Annotated in this window: 15 protein-coding genes; 4 read left to right on the top strand and 11 right to left on the bottom strand. The window is 65.9% G+C overall.

All coding sequences use genetic code 11. The features are described 5' to 3' along the window. Position 1: 1 nt before the first annotated feature. The 8 genes from H0X91_RS11775 to H0X91_RS11810 form a co-directional block, all read right to left on the bottom strand. The gene (locus tag H0X91_RS11775; protein ID WP_034200648.1) at positions 2 to 982 is read right to left on the bottom strand and encodes a type II secretion system F family protein; all 981 of its coding nucleotides are present in this window, start codon (positions 980 to 982) and stop codon (positions 2 to 4) included. Further along, a complete protein-coding gene (locus H0X91_RS11780) occupies positions 975 to 2,327 on the bottom strand; it encodes a CpaF family protein (RefSeq protein ID WP_006495330.1) in 1,353 nt (450 codons plus the stop codon). The genes H0X91_RS11775 and H0X91_RS11780 overlap by 8 nt, the downstream gene beginning before the upstream one ends. Positions 2,328 to 2,330: 3 nt before the next feature. Continuing rightward, positions 2,331 to 3,569: a fimbrial protein gene (locus H0X91_RS11785; protein WP_006483491.1), complete on the bottom strand. Its 1,239-nt coding sequence runs from the start codon at positions 3,567 to 3,569 to the stop codon at positions 2,331 to 2,333. 75 nt (positions 3,570 to 3,644) lie between these two features. Beyond that, positions 3,645 to 4,976 (bottom strand): type II and III secretion system protein family protein, encoded by a 1,332-nt coding sequence (locus H0X91_RS11790; protein ID WP_196433049.1) that lies wholly within the window; start codon positions 4,974 to 4,976, stop codon positions 3,645 to 3,647. Between the two features lie 22 nt (positions 4,977 to 4,998). Then, on the bottom strand, positions 4,999 to 5,904 hold the full coding sequence (cpaB, locus tag H0X91_RS11795) for a Flp pilus assembly protein CpaB (protein ID WP_034200650.1): 906 nt from the start codon (positions 5,902 to 5,904) through the stop codon (positions 4,999 to 5,001). A 94-nt stretch (positions 5,905 to 5,998) separates the two neighbouring features. Continuing rightward, positions 5,999 to 6,493 (bottom strand): TadE/TadG family type IV pilus assembly protein, encoded by a 495-nt coding sequence (locus H0X91_RS11800; RefSeq protein ID WP_006483477.1) that lies wholly within the window; start codon positions 6,491 to 6,493, stop codon positions 5,999 to 6,001. Beyond that, positions 6,490 to 6,984: an A24 family peptidase gene (locus H0X91_RS11805; RefSeq protein WP_006483488.1), complete on the bottom strand. Its 495-nt coding sequence runs from the start codon at positions 6,982 to 6,984 to the stop codon at positions 6,490 to 6,492. The genes H0X91_RS11800 and H0X91_RS11805 overlap by 4 nt, the downstream gene beginning before the upstream one ends. An 87-nt stretch (positions 6,985 to 7,071) precedes the next feature. After that, a complete protein-coding gene (locus H0X91_RS11810; RefSeq protein ID WP_006483497.1) occupies positions 7,072 to 7,242 on the bottom strand; it encodes a Flp family type IVb pilin in 171 nt (56 codons plus the stop codon). A 677-nt stretch (positions 7,243 to 7,919) separates the two neighbouring features. On the opposite strand from H0X91_RS11810, the gene H0X91_RS11815 reads away from it, so the two are divergent. The 4 genes from H0X91_RS11815 to H0X91_RS11830 all read left to right on the top strand — a co-directional run bounded on the left by H0X91_RS11815 (position 7,920) and on the right by H0X91_RS11830 (position 13,608). Beyond that, complete coding sequence (locus H0X91_RS11815; RefSeq protein WP_062910736.1) at positions 7,920 to 9,677, top strand: collagen-like triple helix repeat-containing protein; 1,758 nt, start codon at positions 7,920 to 7,922, stop codon at positions 9,675 to 9,677. 40 nt (positions 9,678 to 9,717) lie between these two features. Then, the gene (locus H0X91_RS11820) at positions 9,718 to 11,142 is read left to right on the top strand and encodes a collagen-like triple helix repeat-containing protein (RefSeq protein ID WP_034200652.1); all 1,425 of its coding nucleotides are present in this window, start codon (positions 9,718 to 9,720) and stop codon (positions 11,140 to 11,142) included. A 144-nt stretch (positions 11,143 to 11,286) separates the two neighbouring features. Further along, a complete protein-coding gene (locus tag H0X91_RS11825) occupies positions 11,287 to 12,972 on the top strand; it encodes a ShlB/FhaC/HecB family hemolysin secretion/activation protein (RefSeq protein WP_006495336.1) in 1,686 nt (561 codons plus the stop codon). 174 nt (positions 12,973 to 13,146) lie between these two features. Then, positions 13,147 to 13,608, top strand: coding sequence for a DUF2147 domain-containing protein (locus H0X91_RS11830; protein WP_006483501.1), 462 nt, complete (start codon positions 13,147 to 13,149; stop codon positions 13,606 to 13,608). 101 nt (positions 13,609 to 13,709) lie between these two features. Here H0X91_RS11830 and H0X91_RS11835 read toward each other — a convergent pair whose 3' ends face one another. The 3 genes from H0X91_RS11835 to lpdA all read right to left on the bottom strand — a co-directional run bounded on the left by H0X91_RS11835 (position 13,710) and on the right by lpdA (position 16,895). Next, positions 13,710 to 14,120 (bottom strand): transposase, encoded by a 411-nt coding sequence (locus H0X91_RS11835; RefSeq protein WP_006483499.1) that lies wholly within the window; start codon positions 14,118 to 14,120, stop codon positions 13,710 to 13,712. 148 nt (positions 14,121 to 14,268) lie between these two features. Further along, positions 14,269 to 15,366: a cell division protein ZapE gene (gene zapE, locus H0X91_RS11840; protein WP_012492563.1), complete on the bottom strand. Its 1,098-nt coding sequence runs from the start codon at positions 15,364 to 15,366 to the stop codon at positions 14,269 to 14,271. A gap of 98 nt (positions 15,367 to 15,464) precedes the next feature. After that, complete coding sequence (lpdA, locus tag H0X91_RS11845) at positions 15,465 to 16,895, bottom strand: dihydrolipoyl dehydrogenase (protein ID WP_006483484.1); 1,431 nt, start codon at positions 16,893 to 16,895, stop codon at positions 15,465 to 15,467. Positions 16,896 to 16,905 lie beyond the last annotated feature (10 nt).

A 16,905-nucleotide genomic window follows, 5' to 3' on the forward strand; every position in this document is an offset into this window, starting at 1 on the left:
TTCACCTCAGCCGCGCGAGCCGGTACAACCAGAAACCACCGATCGCCTGCAACGCGAACGCCAGGTAAATCAGCTGGCGTCCGTTATCGTCGCCCCACATCGCCGTGAAATAGCGCGGACTCGTGGCGATGACGAAGCTGCCGACTGCGATCGGCAACAGTGCCAGTACCCACGCGGACAGCCGGGTCTCGGCCGACATCGCGGACAGTTCGCGTTCCGCCTGCTCGAGATCGCGCATGAAGGTCGACATCCGGTCGAGCATCACGTCCGCCCGCCCGCCGTAGCGGACCGACAACCGCAACACCGCGCCGACCAGTTCGAATTCGCGGATGCGATAGGTATGCGCGATGTGCAGCATCGCGCGATCGATCTCGACACCGGAGCGCAGCATCTGCGACACGTCGTCGAGGCAGCGGCGCAGCGGCATCTCGGCCGTCTGCAGCGCAGACTGGAACGCCGCCGGCACGCTGTTGCCGAGCGTCACGAGCCGCACGATCCCGTCGAGAAACGACGGCAACTGACGGACGATCTTCAGGCGGCGCCGGCTAATGCGCGACGTGATCCACAGCACGACGAGCACACTGCCCGCGACGAGCGCGGCCACCGCGGCGAGCACGCCGCCGGCCATGCCGGCCCACAGCGCGAGCAGCACGACGACCGCCAGCGCCAGCACGAGGCCGGTGCGTACTTCATCGAGGCCCGCGCGGTCGGACAGCACGGTCCACGCGCCGAGCGCCGACGCGCGCCAGCGCGCGATCCCGTGTTCGGACGCCTGCCCGTTCGGCGTACCGGCCGCCGGGGCACGTGCGGCGCGCGTATCGGCCGCCGGGGCGGCGGAACGCGCGCCCTGTCCCACGCGGCTGTCAAAGAACCGCTGCGTATGCGCGCGCCCTTCCCGCACCTGGCTTCCGCGCCACAGCAGCAACCCGGCCGCCGCGCAAATCAACGCGAACATCAGCGCGAGCAAGGTGGCGCTAGACATTGAAGCCCCCGCCTCGCCCGAAGCTGCCACCGAACCCGCCGCCACCGCCGCCGGACGACACCAGCGTGCTGCGGAAACGTGCGAGCTTCGGCGAATGCGGATGAATGCCGAGCGACTCCCAATGATCGATTTCTTCGCCCTCCGGCGTGACCCGCGCCTCGTAGCGATACAGCTCCTGCGTCGATACGATGTTGTCCGACATGCCGGTGACTTCGGTGATCGACAGGATGCGGCGGCGGCCGTTGGACAGCCGGCCGATCTGCACGATGAAGTCGATCGCGTTGGCGATCTGCCGCCGCAGGCTTGCTTCGGTACCCTGAAAACCGGCGAAGCCGGCCAGCATCTCGAGCCGGTACAAACATTCGCGCGGCGAGCTGGCGTGCACGGTACCCATCGATCCATCGTGGCCGGTATTCATCGCCTGCAGCATTTCGAGCACTTCGCCGCCGCGCACTTCGCCGACGATGATCCGGTCCGGCCGCATCCGCAGCGTGTTTCGCAGCAGGTCGCGAATCGTCACGACGCCGCTGCCGTCGAACCCGCCGGGACGGCTTTCGAGCCGCACGACGTGCGGGTGATTCAGCGACAGTTCGGCCGTATCCTCGATCGTCACGACGCGTTCCGCCATCGGGATGTGGAACGCCAGCGCGTTCAGCAGCGATGTCTTGCCCGAACTGGTGCCGCCCGACACGAGCACGTTGCAGCGCGCGTCGACCGCCGCCTCGAGCAGCCGGCCGATTTCCTCGTTGTAGGTGCCGTTGCCCAGCAGGTCCTCGGGCTTCAGCGGGTCCTTGCGGAACTTCCGGATCGACACGACCGGGCCGTCGATCGACAACGGTTCGATCACGACGTTGACCCGCCCGCCGTCGGGCAGCCGCGCGTCGACCATCGGGTTCGATTCGTCGAGCCGCCGGCCGACCGGGGCCAGAATCCGTCGCACGATCCGCAGCAGATGCGCGTTGTCGGTAAAACGGATCGGCAGCTTCGACAGGATCCCGTGGCGCGACACGTAGATGTCGTTGTAGCCGTTGATCAGGATGTCCTCGACGTGCGGGTCCGCCAACAGGTCCTCGATCGGTCCGAAGCCGGCGAGCTCCTTCGTCAGCGCCTCGGCCACCGCACGCACCTCGCTCTCGTTGAGCGGGATGCGCCGCAGCCGCACGAAGCTGTCGATTTCGAGATCGACGAACTGGTTGATCGCCTGTCGCGACCAACGGCCGAATTCGGCGCCCAGTTCCTCGATCCGCGTGAGCAGATGCTCGTGCGCGGCATTCTTGATGTCGTGGAACTGTTGCGTTTGCGAGAACGGCGCTGCGCCGTCGGCAAATTGAATGTCGTGTGCCATCGCTTACGACCGCTTCGTTGAGGATTGAATGATGCGCCTGAGCGCCGAGAGGCCGCCGGCCGCACGCTGCGTCGCACCCGGCGCCGGCGCGCCCGCAAGGCGCTCGACCAGCGGCCCGAGCGCACGGACGTACGGGTCGCGTTCCGCGACCTCGGCGATCAGCTTGCCCTGGTTCGCGGCATGCCCGATCGACACGCGCCGCGACGGCAACGTCGCGAGCAGCGACAGTTCCAGCCGCTCGGCGATCTGTGCGGGCAGCAGCCCGAGCTCGGCGTCGAACTGATTGACGACGAGCCGGATCCGGTCGGTCGCGGCACCTGCCTCGCGTAACCCGTCCAGCATCTCGACCGCCGACACGACCGACGCCACGCCCTGGTCGCAAACCAGCCATGCTTCGTCCGCCAGGTTCACGACCTGCGCAATGAATTCGCGATTCGGGAAGCCGCCGAGATCGACGATCTGGTGATCGAAGAACGCCCGCAGCCGGTTCAGCAATGCCGCGCACGACGCCGTCGCCACATCCCGCAGCTCGGCGAGATTCGGCGGCAGCGTCGTCAGAGCGACGCCGCTCGAATGGCGCGCGAGCGCGGTCGTCACGAACGTACGGTCGATCCGGCGCAGGTTGCGCACGGCCTCGACGAAATGGAATTCGCAACGCGTATTCAGGAACAACGCGCCGTCACCGGCCGGCAGCCCGAGATCGAGCAGCGCCGCCGTGCGGGCGGGATCGGCCGGCCGCCGCTGCATCAGTACCGACAGGTTCGCGGCGAGCGTGCTCACGCCCATCCCGGCACGCGCGCCGAGCAACGCGGTGACCTTCCCGTGGCGATTCGCCGGCTCGCCGACGTTGTCGAGCAACACGCGCGTGATCCGCAGCGCCTCGTCCGCCGGTGCGGAGAAATCGACGAAATCGCGCACCCCCGCGCGCAGCGCGGCGAGTGCGCCTTCCGGTTGCGCGAGCGAGCCCAGCGCGACGACCGGCACGCCCGGATGCGCGACGCGTATCGCGGCGACCACCGTGCTCGCAGCCGCGCAATCACCGGAAAAATCGATGAAGACCAGTGCCGGATTCAACACGCCGATACGCTGCGACAACGCGGCGCCGTCGAGCGGCACCCCTTCGACGGCGCCGGCGGACACCAGCGATTGCGACAGCCAGTGCACATGCTCCGCGACCGAGGTGGCGCAGACGAAGTGGTCGGTGACGGCGGGCTCAGCCAAAGAATAGGTTCTCGCGTTCATCTTGGATACTCACAATGAAGCAAGGCATCGCGTCGTGCGCGACGGCCTGCGCGGTCCGGTAACGATTCGGCGCGCTCATTTCGAGAACCCCGGCCCCGCGTCCGGCGATGCCATGCCGCCCAGGTACGAACGCCACACCGGACCGTCGCGCTGCTCGGACAGCTCGCCCGGCGTCGCCGGCAGCGGCGCACCCTGCGCAATCGGTGCAACGAGATGCGGCGTCACGATGATCACGAGCTCCTTGTCGTTCTGCTGGTAGCTCAGATTCTTGAAAAACGCGCCGATGATGGGCAGGTCGCCCAGGAACGGCACCTTGTTGACGTTGGACGTGGTTTCGCGGTCGATCAGGCCGCCGATCACGAAGCTTTCGCCGTCGCCGAGCTCGACCGTCGTGTCCGCGCGCCGCGTCGTCAGCGCCGGCACCTGCACGCTGTTGATCGTGATCGAATGCACGAAGTCGAGCTGGCTCGACTCGGGCGCGACCTTCAACGCGATTCGCCGCGGGCTCAGCACGGTCGGCGTGACCGTCAGCCCGACGCCGTAGGGTTTCCATTCGATCGAGATCGTGCCGAGCGATTGCGGCACCGGCACCGGGATTTCGCCGCCAGCGAGGAAGTTCGCGCTTTGGCCGGACAACGCGACGAGCGTCGGCTGCGCGAGCACGCGCGCCAGGTTGTTCGCCTCGAGAATCGACAGGTCAGCGAACAATCCGCGCGACACCGAATTGACGACGAGGTTGAACGCCGACGAGATCGGTACGCTCGTGTTGTACGTGAGCGAACCGCCCGGCGTACCGGAAATCGAGGTCAGCCCCGTCGGCGCGAACGCGCCGAACGAAAAGCCGTTGCTCTGCTTGAAGAAGTTCAGGCCCGCCTGCTTCAGCACCGAACGGCTGAATTCGACGACCCGCACGTCGACCTGCACGACGCTCTTGCCGGAGATCGTCGACGCATCGAGCGTCGTCCCGTCCTTGCCGCCGACCGTCTTCGCCGCATGGACCGCCCGCTGATGCCCGTCGAGCGTTCCGGCCGCACCGCCGATCACCGTCGTGCCGCCATACGTGTTCACGCTCGGCGACGCGCCGTCGAGCAGTGCCCGCGCCGCACCGCTCGTGACGTTCACGTTGTAGACGGTCGGCTCATCATGGCCGCGCTCCCAGATCATCACGTTCGTCGCGCCGGCATTCTTCGCCACCAGCAGCACGCCGCCACGCCCGCCCTTCACGACGAGCACGTCGGCCACCGACGGGTCACCGACCGCGACCCGCTGCAGCGCCCGCCCCGTCGCAATCTGCCGCTGCGCGCCGATCGCAAGGCTGATCGTGCCGCTCGTGTCGGCCGCGTCCGACAGCGGCGGCATCGCCAGCGCGCTCAATGCAATAGCCAAACCAATCAGTTTCTTTTTCATTGTTTTGCCGTCGTCGTCCCGCTCAATAGGCGACCGTTTCGGTCCGCCCACCCCGAATCACTTCGATGCTGCCGCCGCTCGGATGCCGCGCGACCACCCGCGGCACCGCACGCGGGGCCGGCGCCGCCGTCGTCGCGCTCTTCGACAACTCGCCCAGCACCACGCCCGCCGCGGCAAGCGTCGACGGACTCTTGTCGTCGCCGACACGAACCGCGACGGTTTGCGTCGCGACATCGTCGTCGCGTGGGTTACGCAGCGCGAGCACGAGCCGACCGCTCTGCTCTGCGAGCGTCAGCGCGTCGACCTGCGCGGTCGGCACGGCCAGCACCGCGGTCCGCGTCCCGACCACCGAGCCGTTCGAACTGTCCCGCTCGGTCGTTGCATCGCCGAACGACAGCACGCGGACTTTCGACATCAGCAGCCGCGCCTGGGTATTGACGATCTCGGCCGTCGACGTCCCGCCGATCGCCACGCCGGTCCCGTCGCGCTTCAGGTTCAGGAACACGTCGACATAGTTGCCGGGCCGCACGCGGTTGCCGACCGCGTTGGTCTCGTCGACCTTGATCGCGACGGCGCGTTCTCCCGGCGCGATCTGCTCGGCGAGGCCGGACGACAAGGCGCTCGCGACGACGGCCGCCTGCGCCGGAATGTCGGCAGCCGGCGTGCGGCCGACCAGCTGCAGCGGATCGGCGAACGCCCCCTGCGGCGCAGCGGTCGACTGCTGGACCTTCAGCGCATCGGCCGGAATCGGCTGGCCGGCTTGCAACGGCCGCGTCGTCACGACGACCGGCACGCTCTGCGTCGCGACCGTCGCGGCAACCGGCGCGACGTCGCCCGGCTTGCGACCGAGCATCCATGCATAGACGCCGAGCAGGATCGCGATCGCGATCAGCAAGCCCGCAATGATCTTCGTCAGGTTGTTGGCCATGGTGTTGTTATGTTTCCCCGCTACTCACGATTGAATTCTCCGCACAACGTGCCAACCGGGCGCCCTCGACCCGGCACGACGCCGTCGCTGCCGTCTATATGATGTTGACCGGGCTGATCTGGACCATCGCGGTGCCGGTGAGTGTCGACGGCACCGGCAACAGCGAACCGAGCAGCGGGAACGACGGAATCAGCGGGCTCTGCGAGTAGGGGTAGGTCAGCGTGATCTGCACGCACAACATTGTCGGGTCATACGAACAGTTGCCTTGCTGTGTGGGCGAACATGTCGACCCTTTCAGCCAAGTGGTCAGGTTCGTCGCGGCCGTGCATGCGGCTTGGGCCCGCGCCGCCAGCGCGGCTTGCTGGGCCGCCTGCACCGACGCGGCCGCGCCGACCTGCTGATAGTTCAACGCGGCGCGAGCGCCTTCCGTGGCGGCAAGCGTCAGGTTTTGCTGAGCCGCGAAGATCATCCCGTACGTGATGATCGCGTACAGGATCAGGAAGAACACCGGCAACATCAGTGCAAATTCGATCGCGGTTGCGCCGCGCTCGCGGCGCCGCATGCCGGATACCGGCCGGGCCGCCTTCATTGCATCCCCCCCACCGCGATCCGGTACAGGCACCACAGCGCCGCCGGGATCACGAGAAACGCGGCATACGGCGACGCGCGGAAACCGGCAATCTGCATCGTCGGGGAACGCCGCTGCCACAACGCCGACACCGGCGTACGGGTGGCGAAGACCAGCGTGCCGGCATGCGCGAATGCCAGCAGGCTCGCAATGATCCAGAGCCACAGCAACGCATACGGGCCGCACCACGCGCCCAGCACCGCGAATACCTTGACATCCGCGGCACCCATTACGCGCAGCACAAAAAACGGGAAAAGACTGAGAAAGCCGACCAGTGCGCCAATGAGCGCCTGATTCACGGATATGCCGAATGGATTATGCCCGGCGAGCACAAATGCAGATACGAATCCACCGATCACCAGTGAATTCGGTATACGCCTATGACGGATGTCCTCGAGCGCGACGAGCACCGCCCACGCGAGGAAAACCCCGACGCCAGTTAGCAGGATCATTTACGCCCCGAACGGCAAAACTTACCGCGCGGGTTGCCGAAGCAACCCGCGCCCCTAACAACAGGGAAATGAGCAAAAGCTCGTTCGTTATGCCTTCGGCAGCTGGTTCGCGATGTAGGTGAACGCCCCCGAGATGCCGCCCGTCAACGTGCTCATCGCACTGACGAGAGCGACTGCGATAAGTCCCGCGATGAGTCCGTACTCGACTGCGGTAACCCCGTCTTCTTCCTTAAGGAAACGCTTGATGATTGCTTTCATTTTATTCCTCGTGCCTGTATTTACGTTTTCTGGCCTTTTATACGTATACGTCCCCGCATATCTGGCCGTTTGCCCCAACCGTTCGCCACATCTGCTGTAACGACAACCGGGTGCGCTTTCTTTATAGGTCGCCCCGAAGGGCCTTGCTCACGATTTGATGCAAGTTAACATTCGCGATAGCGCTCCTCCTCGAACGTAGTGTACCGAACCGTACATTTCCTTACATCTGCTCCGGATTCTATATCCGATCCTATTTAAGTTCCAACCTCTTTTAACCACTCTGACGGAAAAAAATGACCAGGAGCACAACGTATTTGTACGGCGTTTCGGTACGACTTACACATAGGATTTACGATAGGTTAGATGTGCACACCTAATCCACCAGTAAAACAATTGCCTCGTCCACCAAGCCTGCGCGGGCCCCACGTTACGCCGCACGCGTAACGCCAATGTTGTGACGTTACGTTACGAAACGGCCGAAACCGTTCTCATTCATCTGCACTTAAACAGATTCAACAATCTTTCAATTTCCGGAACTTCCTTTTCCGACAAGGAATTGCCTCGTTTAAAACCGGTTGTCGAACCGTCGAGCCTCGAAATGGCACGACAGTTGCAGAGTAGTCCTCGCACCACTCAACACAACGCAGTTCACAACACATTTTTAATGCGAGGACGAAATGGACATTAAGGTTATCCCTCATGGCGTGTTCCGGACGACTCTGATCGCGGCCACCGTTGCAGCCATGCTTTCCCTCTCCGCGTGCGGCGGCTCCGGCTCCATCAGCCAGGGTCTCGGCGGCGGCGGCTCGAGCTCCGGCGGCGGCGATACGATCTCCACGTCGGGCGGCAACGGCTCCAGCGGCACCTCGGGTACGAGCGGTACGTCCGGCACCAGCGGAACCTCAGGCACGAGCGGCACGTCCGGCACCAGCGGAACCTCGGGCACGAGCGGTACGTCCGGCACCAGCGGAACCTCGGGCACGAGCGGTACGTCCGGCACCTCCGGTGTATCGGCGAACCCGGTGGGAAATGTCCTCGCACAAGGCAGCAACATCATCACGAATGCCGGCGACACCGTCTCCGGCCTCGGCTCCGTCATCGGCAGCCAGACGCTGCCGGGCGTCAATCCGGCCACCACGCAAGCCGCGGGCGGCATCGTGCAAAGCGTCGGCGGCGCGGTTACCGCACTCGGCAACGGCCTCGGCAGCGGGCTCGGCCAGCTTGGCGCGACGAAGGATCCGGTCGGCACCACGGTCGCCAGCACCGGCGGCGTGGTGAATCAGCTCGGCGGCGCAGTCACGCAAACGGGCAACCTGGTCACGAGCCTCGGCAGCGGCCCGCTGTCACCGCTCGCACCGGTCACGGGCGCGGTCGGCGGCCTCGTCACGACGCTCGGCGGTGCCGTGTCGAACGGCGGCACCGCGCTCACCAACGTGCTGTCGACCGGCCCGATCCAGCAGGTCACGCAGACGGTCAGCTCGGCCATTACGCCGATCACGACCATGGTCGGCCAGACGACCCAGACGATCGGCACCGCAACCGGCCTCGGCGCGCCGGTCAACACGCTGCTCGGCACGGTTGGCAACGGTCTGAACCAGGCTGGCGCCCTGCTCGCATCGACGGGCGGCAACCCGGTCACCACGGGCCTCGGCAACACCGTCTCGTCGACGGGCAACACCGTCAAGGCCGTCGGCGGCCTGCTCACGGGCGGCACCGGCGGCGTGACCAACCCGCTCGCCCCGCTCACGGGTCTCGTGTCGACGGTGACCGGCGCACTCGGCGGCGCAACGGGTGGCGGCAGCGGCCCGCTCGCCCCGGTCACGGGTCTCGTCTCGACGGTCACGGGCGCGCTCGGCGGCGCAGCCGGCGGCAGCGGCGGCCCGCTCGCGCCGGTCACCGGTCTCGTCTCGACGGTCACGGGTGCACTCGGCGGCGCAGCCGGCGGCAGCGGCGGCCCGCTCGCGCCGGTCACCGGTCTCGTCTCGACGGTCACGGGTGCGCTCGGCGGCGCAGCAGGTGGCAGCGGCGGCCCGCTCGCGCCGGTCACCGGTCTCGTCTCGACGGTCACGGGTGCACTCGGCGGCGCAGCAGGTGGCAGCGGCGGTCCGCTCGCGCCGGTCACGGGTCTCGTGTCGACGGTCACGGGCGCACTCGGCGGCGCAACGGGTGGCGCAGGCAGCGCAAATCCTCTGGCGCCCGTCACCGGTCTTCTCGGCGCAGTCACGGGCGCCCTCGGCGGCGCGACGGCTGGCGCAGGCGGCGGCAGCCCGCTCGCCCCGGTGACGAACGTCGTCTCCACGGTCACGAGCACGGTGGGCGTGCCGGCACTGAGCGGCGGCACGGGTGCCGTCACGAATTCGGGTTCGTCGTCGAATCCGCTGGCGCCCGTCACGTCGCTGATCGGCGGCCTGCTCGGCGGCACGCACGGCAAGTAATCCGACATCCATTCATCGAAAAGACAGCGAGGAGTCCATCATGTCCCAGCAACGTTCCCTCCCGACGGTCGCCCTGCGCCATTGGCGCGCACCCCTCACCGCCTTCGCCGCGGCGTGCCTGCTGGCCGCCTGCGGCGGTGGCGGCGTCAGCTCGCCGCCGACCAGCAGCAACGACAACAACAACCCGAGCACGAGCGGCACGTCCGGGACGAGCGGCACCAGCGGTTCGTCGACCGGCACCAAGGGCGTCATCAGCACGGTCGGCCAGACGGCCACCGACCTCGGCAGCACGGTCGGCAACATCAGCCTGCCGGGCCTCGGCGACGGCGTGCCGAAGGGTATCGGCAGCACGCTATCCAGCACCGGCACGATCGTCGGTGCGGCAGCCGATGCGGTGAGCAACGGGCTGGGACAGATCGGCTCGACCAAGGACCCGGTCGGCACCACGGTGGCCGGTCTCGGCAACGTCGTCGGTGCGACCAGCAACACGGTGTCCGGCCTGAGCTCGACGGTCAAGGCGCTGGGCACGGGCCCGCTGGCGCCGCTCGCGCCGGTCACGACGCCGGTCGGCACCGTGCTCGACACGGTCGCCAACGGCCTGACGGCCGCCGGCACGACGATCGGCTCGACGCTGTCGTCGGGCGCCGTGCAGCAGGTCACGCAACCGATCAGCTCGGCGATCACGCCGCTCGTGATCACCGCCGGCCAGGTCACGCAGCAGGTCGGCACGACGACCGGCCTCGGCCAACCCGTCTCGGGCCTGCTCGGCCAGATCGGCGGCGCGATCAGCTCGGCCGGCAAGCAGGTCGGCGGCACGTCGAGCCAGCCGCTCGTCGGCGACGTCGGCCAGCTCGTAACGGCAGTCGGCAACACCGTGACCAACGCGGGCGGCCTCGTCAATCCGAACGGCCCGAATGGCGCGGCGCCGATCCCCGGCCTGATCACGAGCCTCGTCGGCGGCTCGACGGCAACCGTCCAGAACGGCTCGTCGTCAGGTTCCGGTTCGACGAACCCGCTCGGCGGCTTGTTGTCGGGTCTGGGCTCGACGCCGCTCGGCTCGCTCACGGGCGCGCTCGGCGGCGCAGCAGGCGGCTCGGGCAGCGGCCCGCTCGCGCCGGTGACCGGCCTGGTCTCCACGGTGACCGGCGCACTGGGTGGCGCAGCAGGCGGCAGCAGCGGCCCGCTCGCACCCGTCACGAATCTCGTGTCGACGGTCACGGGCACGCTCGGCGGCGCCACAGGTGGCGCAGGCAGTGCAAACCCTCTCGCGCCCGTCACCGGTTTGCTGAATACTGTCACCGGAGCAGTTGGCGGTGCGGCAGGGTCCGGGGGGGCGAGCCCGCTCGCGCCGGTCACGTCGCTGGTCGGCAGCGTGTCGGGTACGGCATCGTCGAGCAGCGGTTCGACGGGCCTGCTGGCACCGGTCACGGGGTTGCTGGGTACGCTGGGTAGCGTTGGCAAGTAAGGAGGACGGTCGCGTCATCGCAGCCGGAGCGAATGGCGCGGCCGTACAAACACAACCGGCATTGCGGCACGCGGCGCGCGACACCCCGGTGTCGCGCGCCGGCATTACAAAGAAGACGAAAAGCAAGGCCTACGAGGAAGAACAATGAAATCCAGACTCGACAGATGGATGATGCTGCTCGCCATCGCGGCAGCAGGTACGGCACAGGCACAAACGCGCGTCGGCGGTAACCCGCTCGACTCCCTTCCCCAGATCAACGCGCCGAAGACGGGCCCGAACGTCACCGTGCAGGTCGCGCCGCAGGCGCCGCAATTGCAGGAGCTGCTGTCGCGGCACCTGACGCCGAAGACGTTCCAGGTCGAAGGCGTGAAGTCGATACCGTTCGAAGAAATCACGCGCCGCTTCACACCGCTCGTCGGCAAGGACATCACGATCGGCGAACTGATCGAAACCGCCAACGGCGTGACGACGCTGTACCAGGAACGCGGCTACGCGCTGTCGTTCGCGTTCGTCCCCGCGCAAACGTTCGAGAACGGCGTCGTGCGCATCACGGTGGTCGAAGGCTATGTGTCGGACGTCAAGGTCACCGGCAAGCCCGGCGCGATGGAACCGAAGATTCGCGCGATTGCCGCGCACATCACGGCCGATCGCCCGCTGCGCCGCGCGACGTTCGAGCGTTACGTGAACACGTTCGGCCTGCTGCCCGGCCTCACGGTGAAGGCGAATGTCCCGCCGCCGCAGACCACCGACGGCGCGACGACGCTCGAGCTCGCGGTCGATCGCAAGCCGTTCAACGTCAGCACGGGTATCGACTTCAACCACCCCGGCGTGCAGGGCCTCATCACCGCGACCGAAAACGGCCTGACGCGGTTCGGCGAGCAGTTGAGCATCTCGGCGCTCGCGCCGCCGGGACGCGACAAGCAAACCTATTTCGCGTTCAGCGGCGCGGTGCCCGTCGGCAGCAGCGGCCTGATCACGCGCCTCGACGCCAGCACGTATCGCGGCAAGCCGACCGACAACCCCGGGTTGCCGTCGTACGTCGAACGTACGGTGAAGAACGAAAAACTCGGTCTTTCGGCTTCCTATCCGTTGCTGTTGAACAACCAGCGCAGCCTGCTCGGCACCGTGTCGGGCTATGCGTCGCACAACGAGGACCGCTACCAGAACCAGATCAACGGTGCGAGTCTCGATACGCGCTCGCAGGTCCGCGTGCTGCAGATGCAGCTCGACTACACGAGCGTCCAGCCGAAACAGGTACAGAAGCTGAGCGTTAACGTCGCGAAAGGCTTCAACATCCTCGGCGCATCGAAAGCGCAGGACATCACCGTCGGCACGACCACGACCTCGGTGGACAGCCCGATCTCGCTGACCTTCGTGCGCACCGGCGCGACCTTCACGCAGACGAACGAATGGCCGTTCCGGATCGGCACGTCGGTCTCGCTGACCGGGCAATACAGTCCCGACTCGCTGCCGACGTCCGAACAGATCTCGTTCGGCTCGACCCGTTACGCGCTCGGCTACCAGCCGGGCGAGACATCGGGCGACTCGGGCTGGGGGATGTCGCTGGAGGTCAACCGCGGCTTCACGCCGGGCTGGACGTATCTGAAATCGATCACGCCGTACATCGCATACGACATGGCGCGCGTGTATCTGCACTCGGGCACGCCGTCGCCGAACCGCATGTCGTCGGTCGGCATCGGCGTGCGGCTCACGGACAGCCGTTACTACAGTCTCGACCTGAACGTCGCCAAACCGGTGGGCGACGCACCGGTCGAAAGCGCATCGCGCAGCCCACGAATCAATGCGGCGTTCTCCTATCAGCTCAACTGATCGGTCACCCAAGTCACGAAACAGCCCGCGTCACGCGGGCTGTTTCGATTAGAGTCCCCTCTATCAAACGTGGCGCGCGGTTTCACGTATTCTGGCGAAGCTCGCAACATGCCCGCCCCATGCAGACGGTCGTGCGGGCGAATCGAACAGACATGCAAAACAAGGAGGATGACAATGATTCAACTGACCCGCCCGTTGCGTGCAATCGCCATTGCCGGCGCCCTGCTCGCGTGCGCAGCCCCCACGTTCGCGCAAGCCGATAGCCCTATCGGCATGTGGCAGACGATCGACGACAACACCCATCAACCGAAGGCACTCGTACAGATCGCCGAAGATGGCGACGGCTCGCTGACGGGCAAGGTCGTCAAGGGCCTCGGCGCGAACGATACGCCCGATCGCCGCTGCACCGCGTGCACGGACGAGCGCAAGGATCAGCTCATCAAGGGCATGACGATCATCAAGGCGATGAAGAAGGACGGCGACCACTGGGACGGCGGCAACATTCTCGACCCGGAGAACGGCAAGGTCTACAAGTGCAAGATGACGCTCGAAGACGGCGGTCAGAAGCTCGTGGTGCGCGGCTACATCGGCGTGTCGCTGCTCGGTCGTTCGCAGACCTGGGTTCGCCAGCAATAACGCCGTACGCGCCGAAACGCGCGGCTCAATGAAAAAATCGGCCTGCGACGACGTCGCCAGGCCGATTTCTTTTGGTGCGCGCACAACGAAACGCGACGGCATCACGCCGCGTGCTTCATCGCATCCGCTGCATAGCTACCCGGTGCACGATACGCGGGCGCTGCGTTGCTACGCGCCTCCGCCGCCTTCGATTGCGTGTGCTTGCGCATCCGCGCGGACAGTTCATTGCACAGATTCATGCCGGCGTCGCCATAAAGCTCACGCATCACGTTCATCAGCGTACCCGTTTCGTGCCACACCTTGAAGCGGCGATGGCATGTTTGATACGACGGGTAACGGCGCGGCATGGCCGACCATGTTGCGCCACTGTAGATCACCCAGAGCACGCCGTTCAGCACGGCCCGCGTATTGGCTAACGGCCGGCCGCGCAACTCGGTGCGCGGTTGCATTTCGGGCAGAAGCGGCGCGACGCAGCGCCATTCGTGGTCGGTCAAATCGCGATACGGGGTCATGGACATCTCCAGCCTTAATAACCATGACACCACAATATCGGCTCACCTCAACGATGAATATAAGACAAATCCGAAAATACCCGGAGATCGGCAGAATTTAACCGAAATTGACGTTTAAATCCCGCCAATTACCAAGCTCACCATCCGCTCAGGTCAACGACGTATCGACGATGCGGCGCGGCGTTTCGAGATACTCCTTCGACTGCATCTCGACGATGCGCGAGACCGTACGCGCGAATTCGTTGGCCATCGGGCCTTCGACGTACAACTCCTCGGCCGGCACCGCAGCGGACATCAGCAGCTTGACCTTGTGGTCGTACAGCACGTCGATGAGCCACGTGAAGCGGCGCGCTTCGGATGCCATCCGCGGCGACATCTGCGGCACCTCGGACAGCACGATCGCATGGAAGCGGCTCGCCAGTTCCAGGTAGTCGTTCTGCGAACGCGGGCCGCCGCACAGCGTCGCGAAATCGAACCACACGACGCCGTCCGCCTTGCGCAGCGCCTTCAGTTCGCGTTTCTCGATATGCAGGATGGGGCTCTCGTCGGGCACCGCCGCGAGCTTGCCGAATGCATGGCGCAGTTCGCGATCGGCCTCCGCGCCGAGCGGCGTGTGATACATCTTCACCTGCGCGAGCGTGCGCTGGCGATAGTCGACCCCCGCATCGACGTTGAGCACGTCGAGCTTTTCCTTGATCAGCGCGATCGCCGGCAGCATGCGGTCGCGATGCAGACCGTCCGGATACAGATCGTCGGGATCGTAATTCGACGTCATCACGAACTGCACGCCGTTGTTGAACAGGCGATCGAGCAGGCGGTACAGGATCATCGCGTCGGCGATGTCCGACACGTGAAACTCGTCGAAACAGATCAGCCGGTAACGCTTCGCGATGCGTCGCGCGAGTTCGTCGAGCGGATCGGCCTGCCCTTTCAGCTCCTCGAGCTCGCGGTGCACTTCGCGCATGAATTCGTGGAAATGCAGGCGCGTCTTGCGCTGCACGGGTACGACTGCGTAGAAGCTGTCCATCAGGAAGCTCTTGCCGCGACCGACACCGCCCCACATGTAGACGCCGCGCGGAAGATCCGGATGATTGATGAGCTTCTTGAAAGCGTTCGAGCGGCGCGCCTTGTATTCGACCCATTCGTCGAAACAGCGCTGCAGGCGATCGACGGCCGCGCGCTGCGCGGGATCGGACTGATAGCCGCGCGTGGTCAGTTCGCGCGTGTAGTATTCGGTGACGTTCATCGGGCAAACCGGAAAGAACGAAGGCGAGCGGGAAACCCCGCCCGCCTTCGTCATGAGACGGCTGCGCCGGCCGACGGCCGGCAGGCGCTACCCCGTGCTCAGCTGTTCAGCGAGCGCTTGTCGACGGCGAGCGCCGCTTCGCGCATCACTTCCGACATCGACGGGTGCGGATGGCAGATGCGGGCGATGTCTTCCGACGCCGCCTTGAATTCCATCGCCACCACGGCTTCCGCGATCAGGTCCGACGCGTTCGCGGCGATCACGTGCACACCGAGCAATTCGTCGGTCTTCGCATCCGCGATCATCTTCACGAAACCGTCCGGCGCGTTCATGCCGAGCGCGCGACCGTTGATCGAGAACGGGAACTTGCCCGTCTTGATCTCGCGGCCTTCCGCCTTCAGCTGCTGCTCCGTCTTGCCGACCCATGCGATTTCCGGGTACGTGTAGATCACCCACGGAATGCAGTTGTAGTCGATGTGCGGCTTCTGGCCGTCGATCACTTCCGCGACCAGCACGCCTTCGTCTTCCGCCTTGTGCGCGAGCATCGGGCCGCGCACCACGTCGCCGATCGCGTACACGTTCGGCACCGCCGTGCGGCAATGGTCGTCCACGTCGATGAAGCCACGCTCGTTCGCCTTCAGGCCGATCGCCTCGAGGCCGAGGTTATCGGTGTTCGGCACGCGGCCGACCGACACGATCAGGCGGTCGGCGTCGAGCGTCTGCGCGTTGCCGTCCTTGTCCGTGTAGGCGATCGACACGCCGTTCGCGGTCGTCTTCACTTCACCGATCTTCACGCCGAGATGGATGTCGAGGCCTTGCTTCTTGAACAGCTTGGCCGCTTCCTTCGCGAGCGCTTCGTCGGCTGCGCCGAGGAATGCCGGCAGCGCTTCGAGCACCGTCACGTCGGCGCCGAGGCGACGCCACACCGAGCCGAGCTCGAGGCCGATCACGCCTGCGCCGATCACGGCGAGCTTCTTCGGCACCGAGTCGAACGTCAGCGCACCTTCGTTGTCCGACACGATCTTGTTGTCGACCGGAATGTTCGGCAGGTGACGCGCCTTCGAACCCGTCGCGATGATCACGTTCTTCGCGGTGACGACTTCGGTTTCACCCTCGCCGCTCACTTCGATCTGCACGCCGGCGTCGGTCTTGCCGGTGAACTTGCCATGGCCCTTCAGCCAGGTGATCTTGTTCTTCTTGAACAGGAACTCGATCCCGCTCGTCATCTTCTCGACGATCGCGTCCTTGCGGCCAAGCATCTTCGCGACGTCGATCTTCACGCCGTCGACGGTGATGCCGTGGTCGGCCAGGTGATGCGACGTGTTCTCGAACTCTTCCGACGACGCGAGCAGCGCCTTCGACGGGATGCAGCCGACGTTCAGGCAGGTGCCGCCGAGCTTCAGCGCGCCGGCCGGGTTCTTCCACTTCTCGATACAGGCAACGGTCTTGCCGAGCTGCGCGGCGCGAATCGCGGCGATGTAGCCGCCGGGGCCGGCGCCGATCACGACGACGTCAAATTCCTTGGACATGACAATCCTT

The sequence above is a fragment of the Burkholderia sp. 9777_1386 genome (assembly GCF_015712265.1).
GTDB classification, from domain to species: domain Bacteria; phylum Pseudomonadota; class Gammaproteobacteria; order Burkholderiales; family Burkholderiaceae; genus Burkholderia; species Burkholderia cenocepacia.

Excerpts from the sequence above, each read along its gene's own strand:
- cpaB (WP_034200650.1), bottom strand. The coding sequence starts at position 5,904 with ATGGCCAACAACCTGACGAAGATCATTGCGGGCTTGCTGATCGCGATC.
- H0X91_RS11790 (WP_196433049.1), bottom strand. The coding sequence starts at position 4,976 with ATGAAAAAGAAACTGATTGGTTTGGCTATTGCATTGAGCGCGCTGGCG.
- H0X91_RS11825 (WP_006495336.1), top strand. The coding sequence starts at position 11,287 with ATGAAATCCAGACTCGACAGATGGATGATGCTGCTCGCCATCGCGGCA.
- H0X91_RS11830 (WP_006483501.1), top strand. The coding sequence starts at position 13,147 with ATGATTCAACTGACCCGCCCGTTGCGTGCAATCGCCATTGCCGGCGCC.
- H0X91_RS11805 (WP_006483488.1), bottom strand. The coding sequence starts at position 6,984 with ATGATCCTGCTAACTGGCGTCGGGGTTTTCCTCGCGTGGGCGGTGCTC.
- H0X91_RS11800 (WP_006483477.1), bottom strand. The coding sequence starts at position 6,493 with ATGAAGGCGGCCCGGCCGGTATCCGGCATGCGGCGCCGCGAGCGCGGC.
- H0X91_RS11775 (WP_034200648.1), bottom strand. The coding sequence starts at position 982 with ATGTCTAGCGCCACCTTGCTCGCGCTGATGTTCGCGTTGATTTGCGCG.
- H0X91_RS11810 (WP_006483497.1), bottom strand. The coding sequence starts at position 7,242 with ATGAAAGCAATCATCAAGCGTTTCCTTAAGGAAGAAGACGGGGTTACC.
- H0X91_RS11780 (WP_006495330.1), bottom strand. The coding sequence starts at position 2,327 with ATGGCACACGACATTCAATTTGCCGACGGCGCAGCGCCGTTCTCGCAA.
- H0X91_RS11785 (WP_006483491.1), bottom strand. The coding sequence starts at position 3,569 with ATGAACGCGAGAACCTATTCTTTGGCTGAGCCCGCCGTCACCGACCAC.
- H0X91_RS11820 (WP_034200652.1), top strand. The coding sequence starts at position 9,718 with ATGTCCCAGCAACGTTCCCTCCCGACGGTCGCCCTGCGCCATTGGCGC.
- lpdA (WP_006483484.1), bottom strand. The coding sequence starts at position 16,895 with ATGTCCAAGGAATTTGACGTCGTCGTGATCGGCGCCGGCCCCGGCGGC.
- H0X91_RS11815 (WP_062910736.1), top strand. The coding sequence starts at position 7,920 with ATGGACATTAAGGTTATCCCTCATGGCGTGTTCCGGACGACTCTGATC.
- zapE (WP_012492563.1), bottom strand. The coding sequence starts at position 15,366 with ATGAACGTCACCGAATACTACACGCGCGAACTGACCACGCGCGGCTAT.
- H0X91_RS11835 (WP_006483499.1), bottom strand. The coding sequence starts at position 14,120 with ATGACCCCGTATCGCGATTTGACCGACCACGAATGGCGCTGCGTCGCG.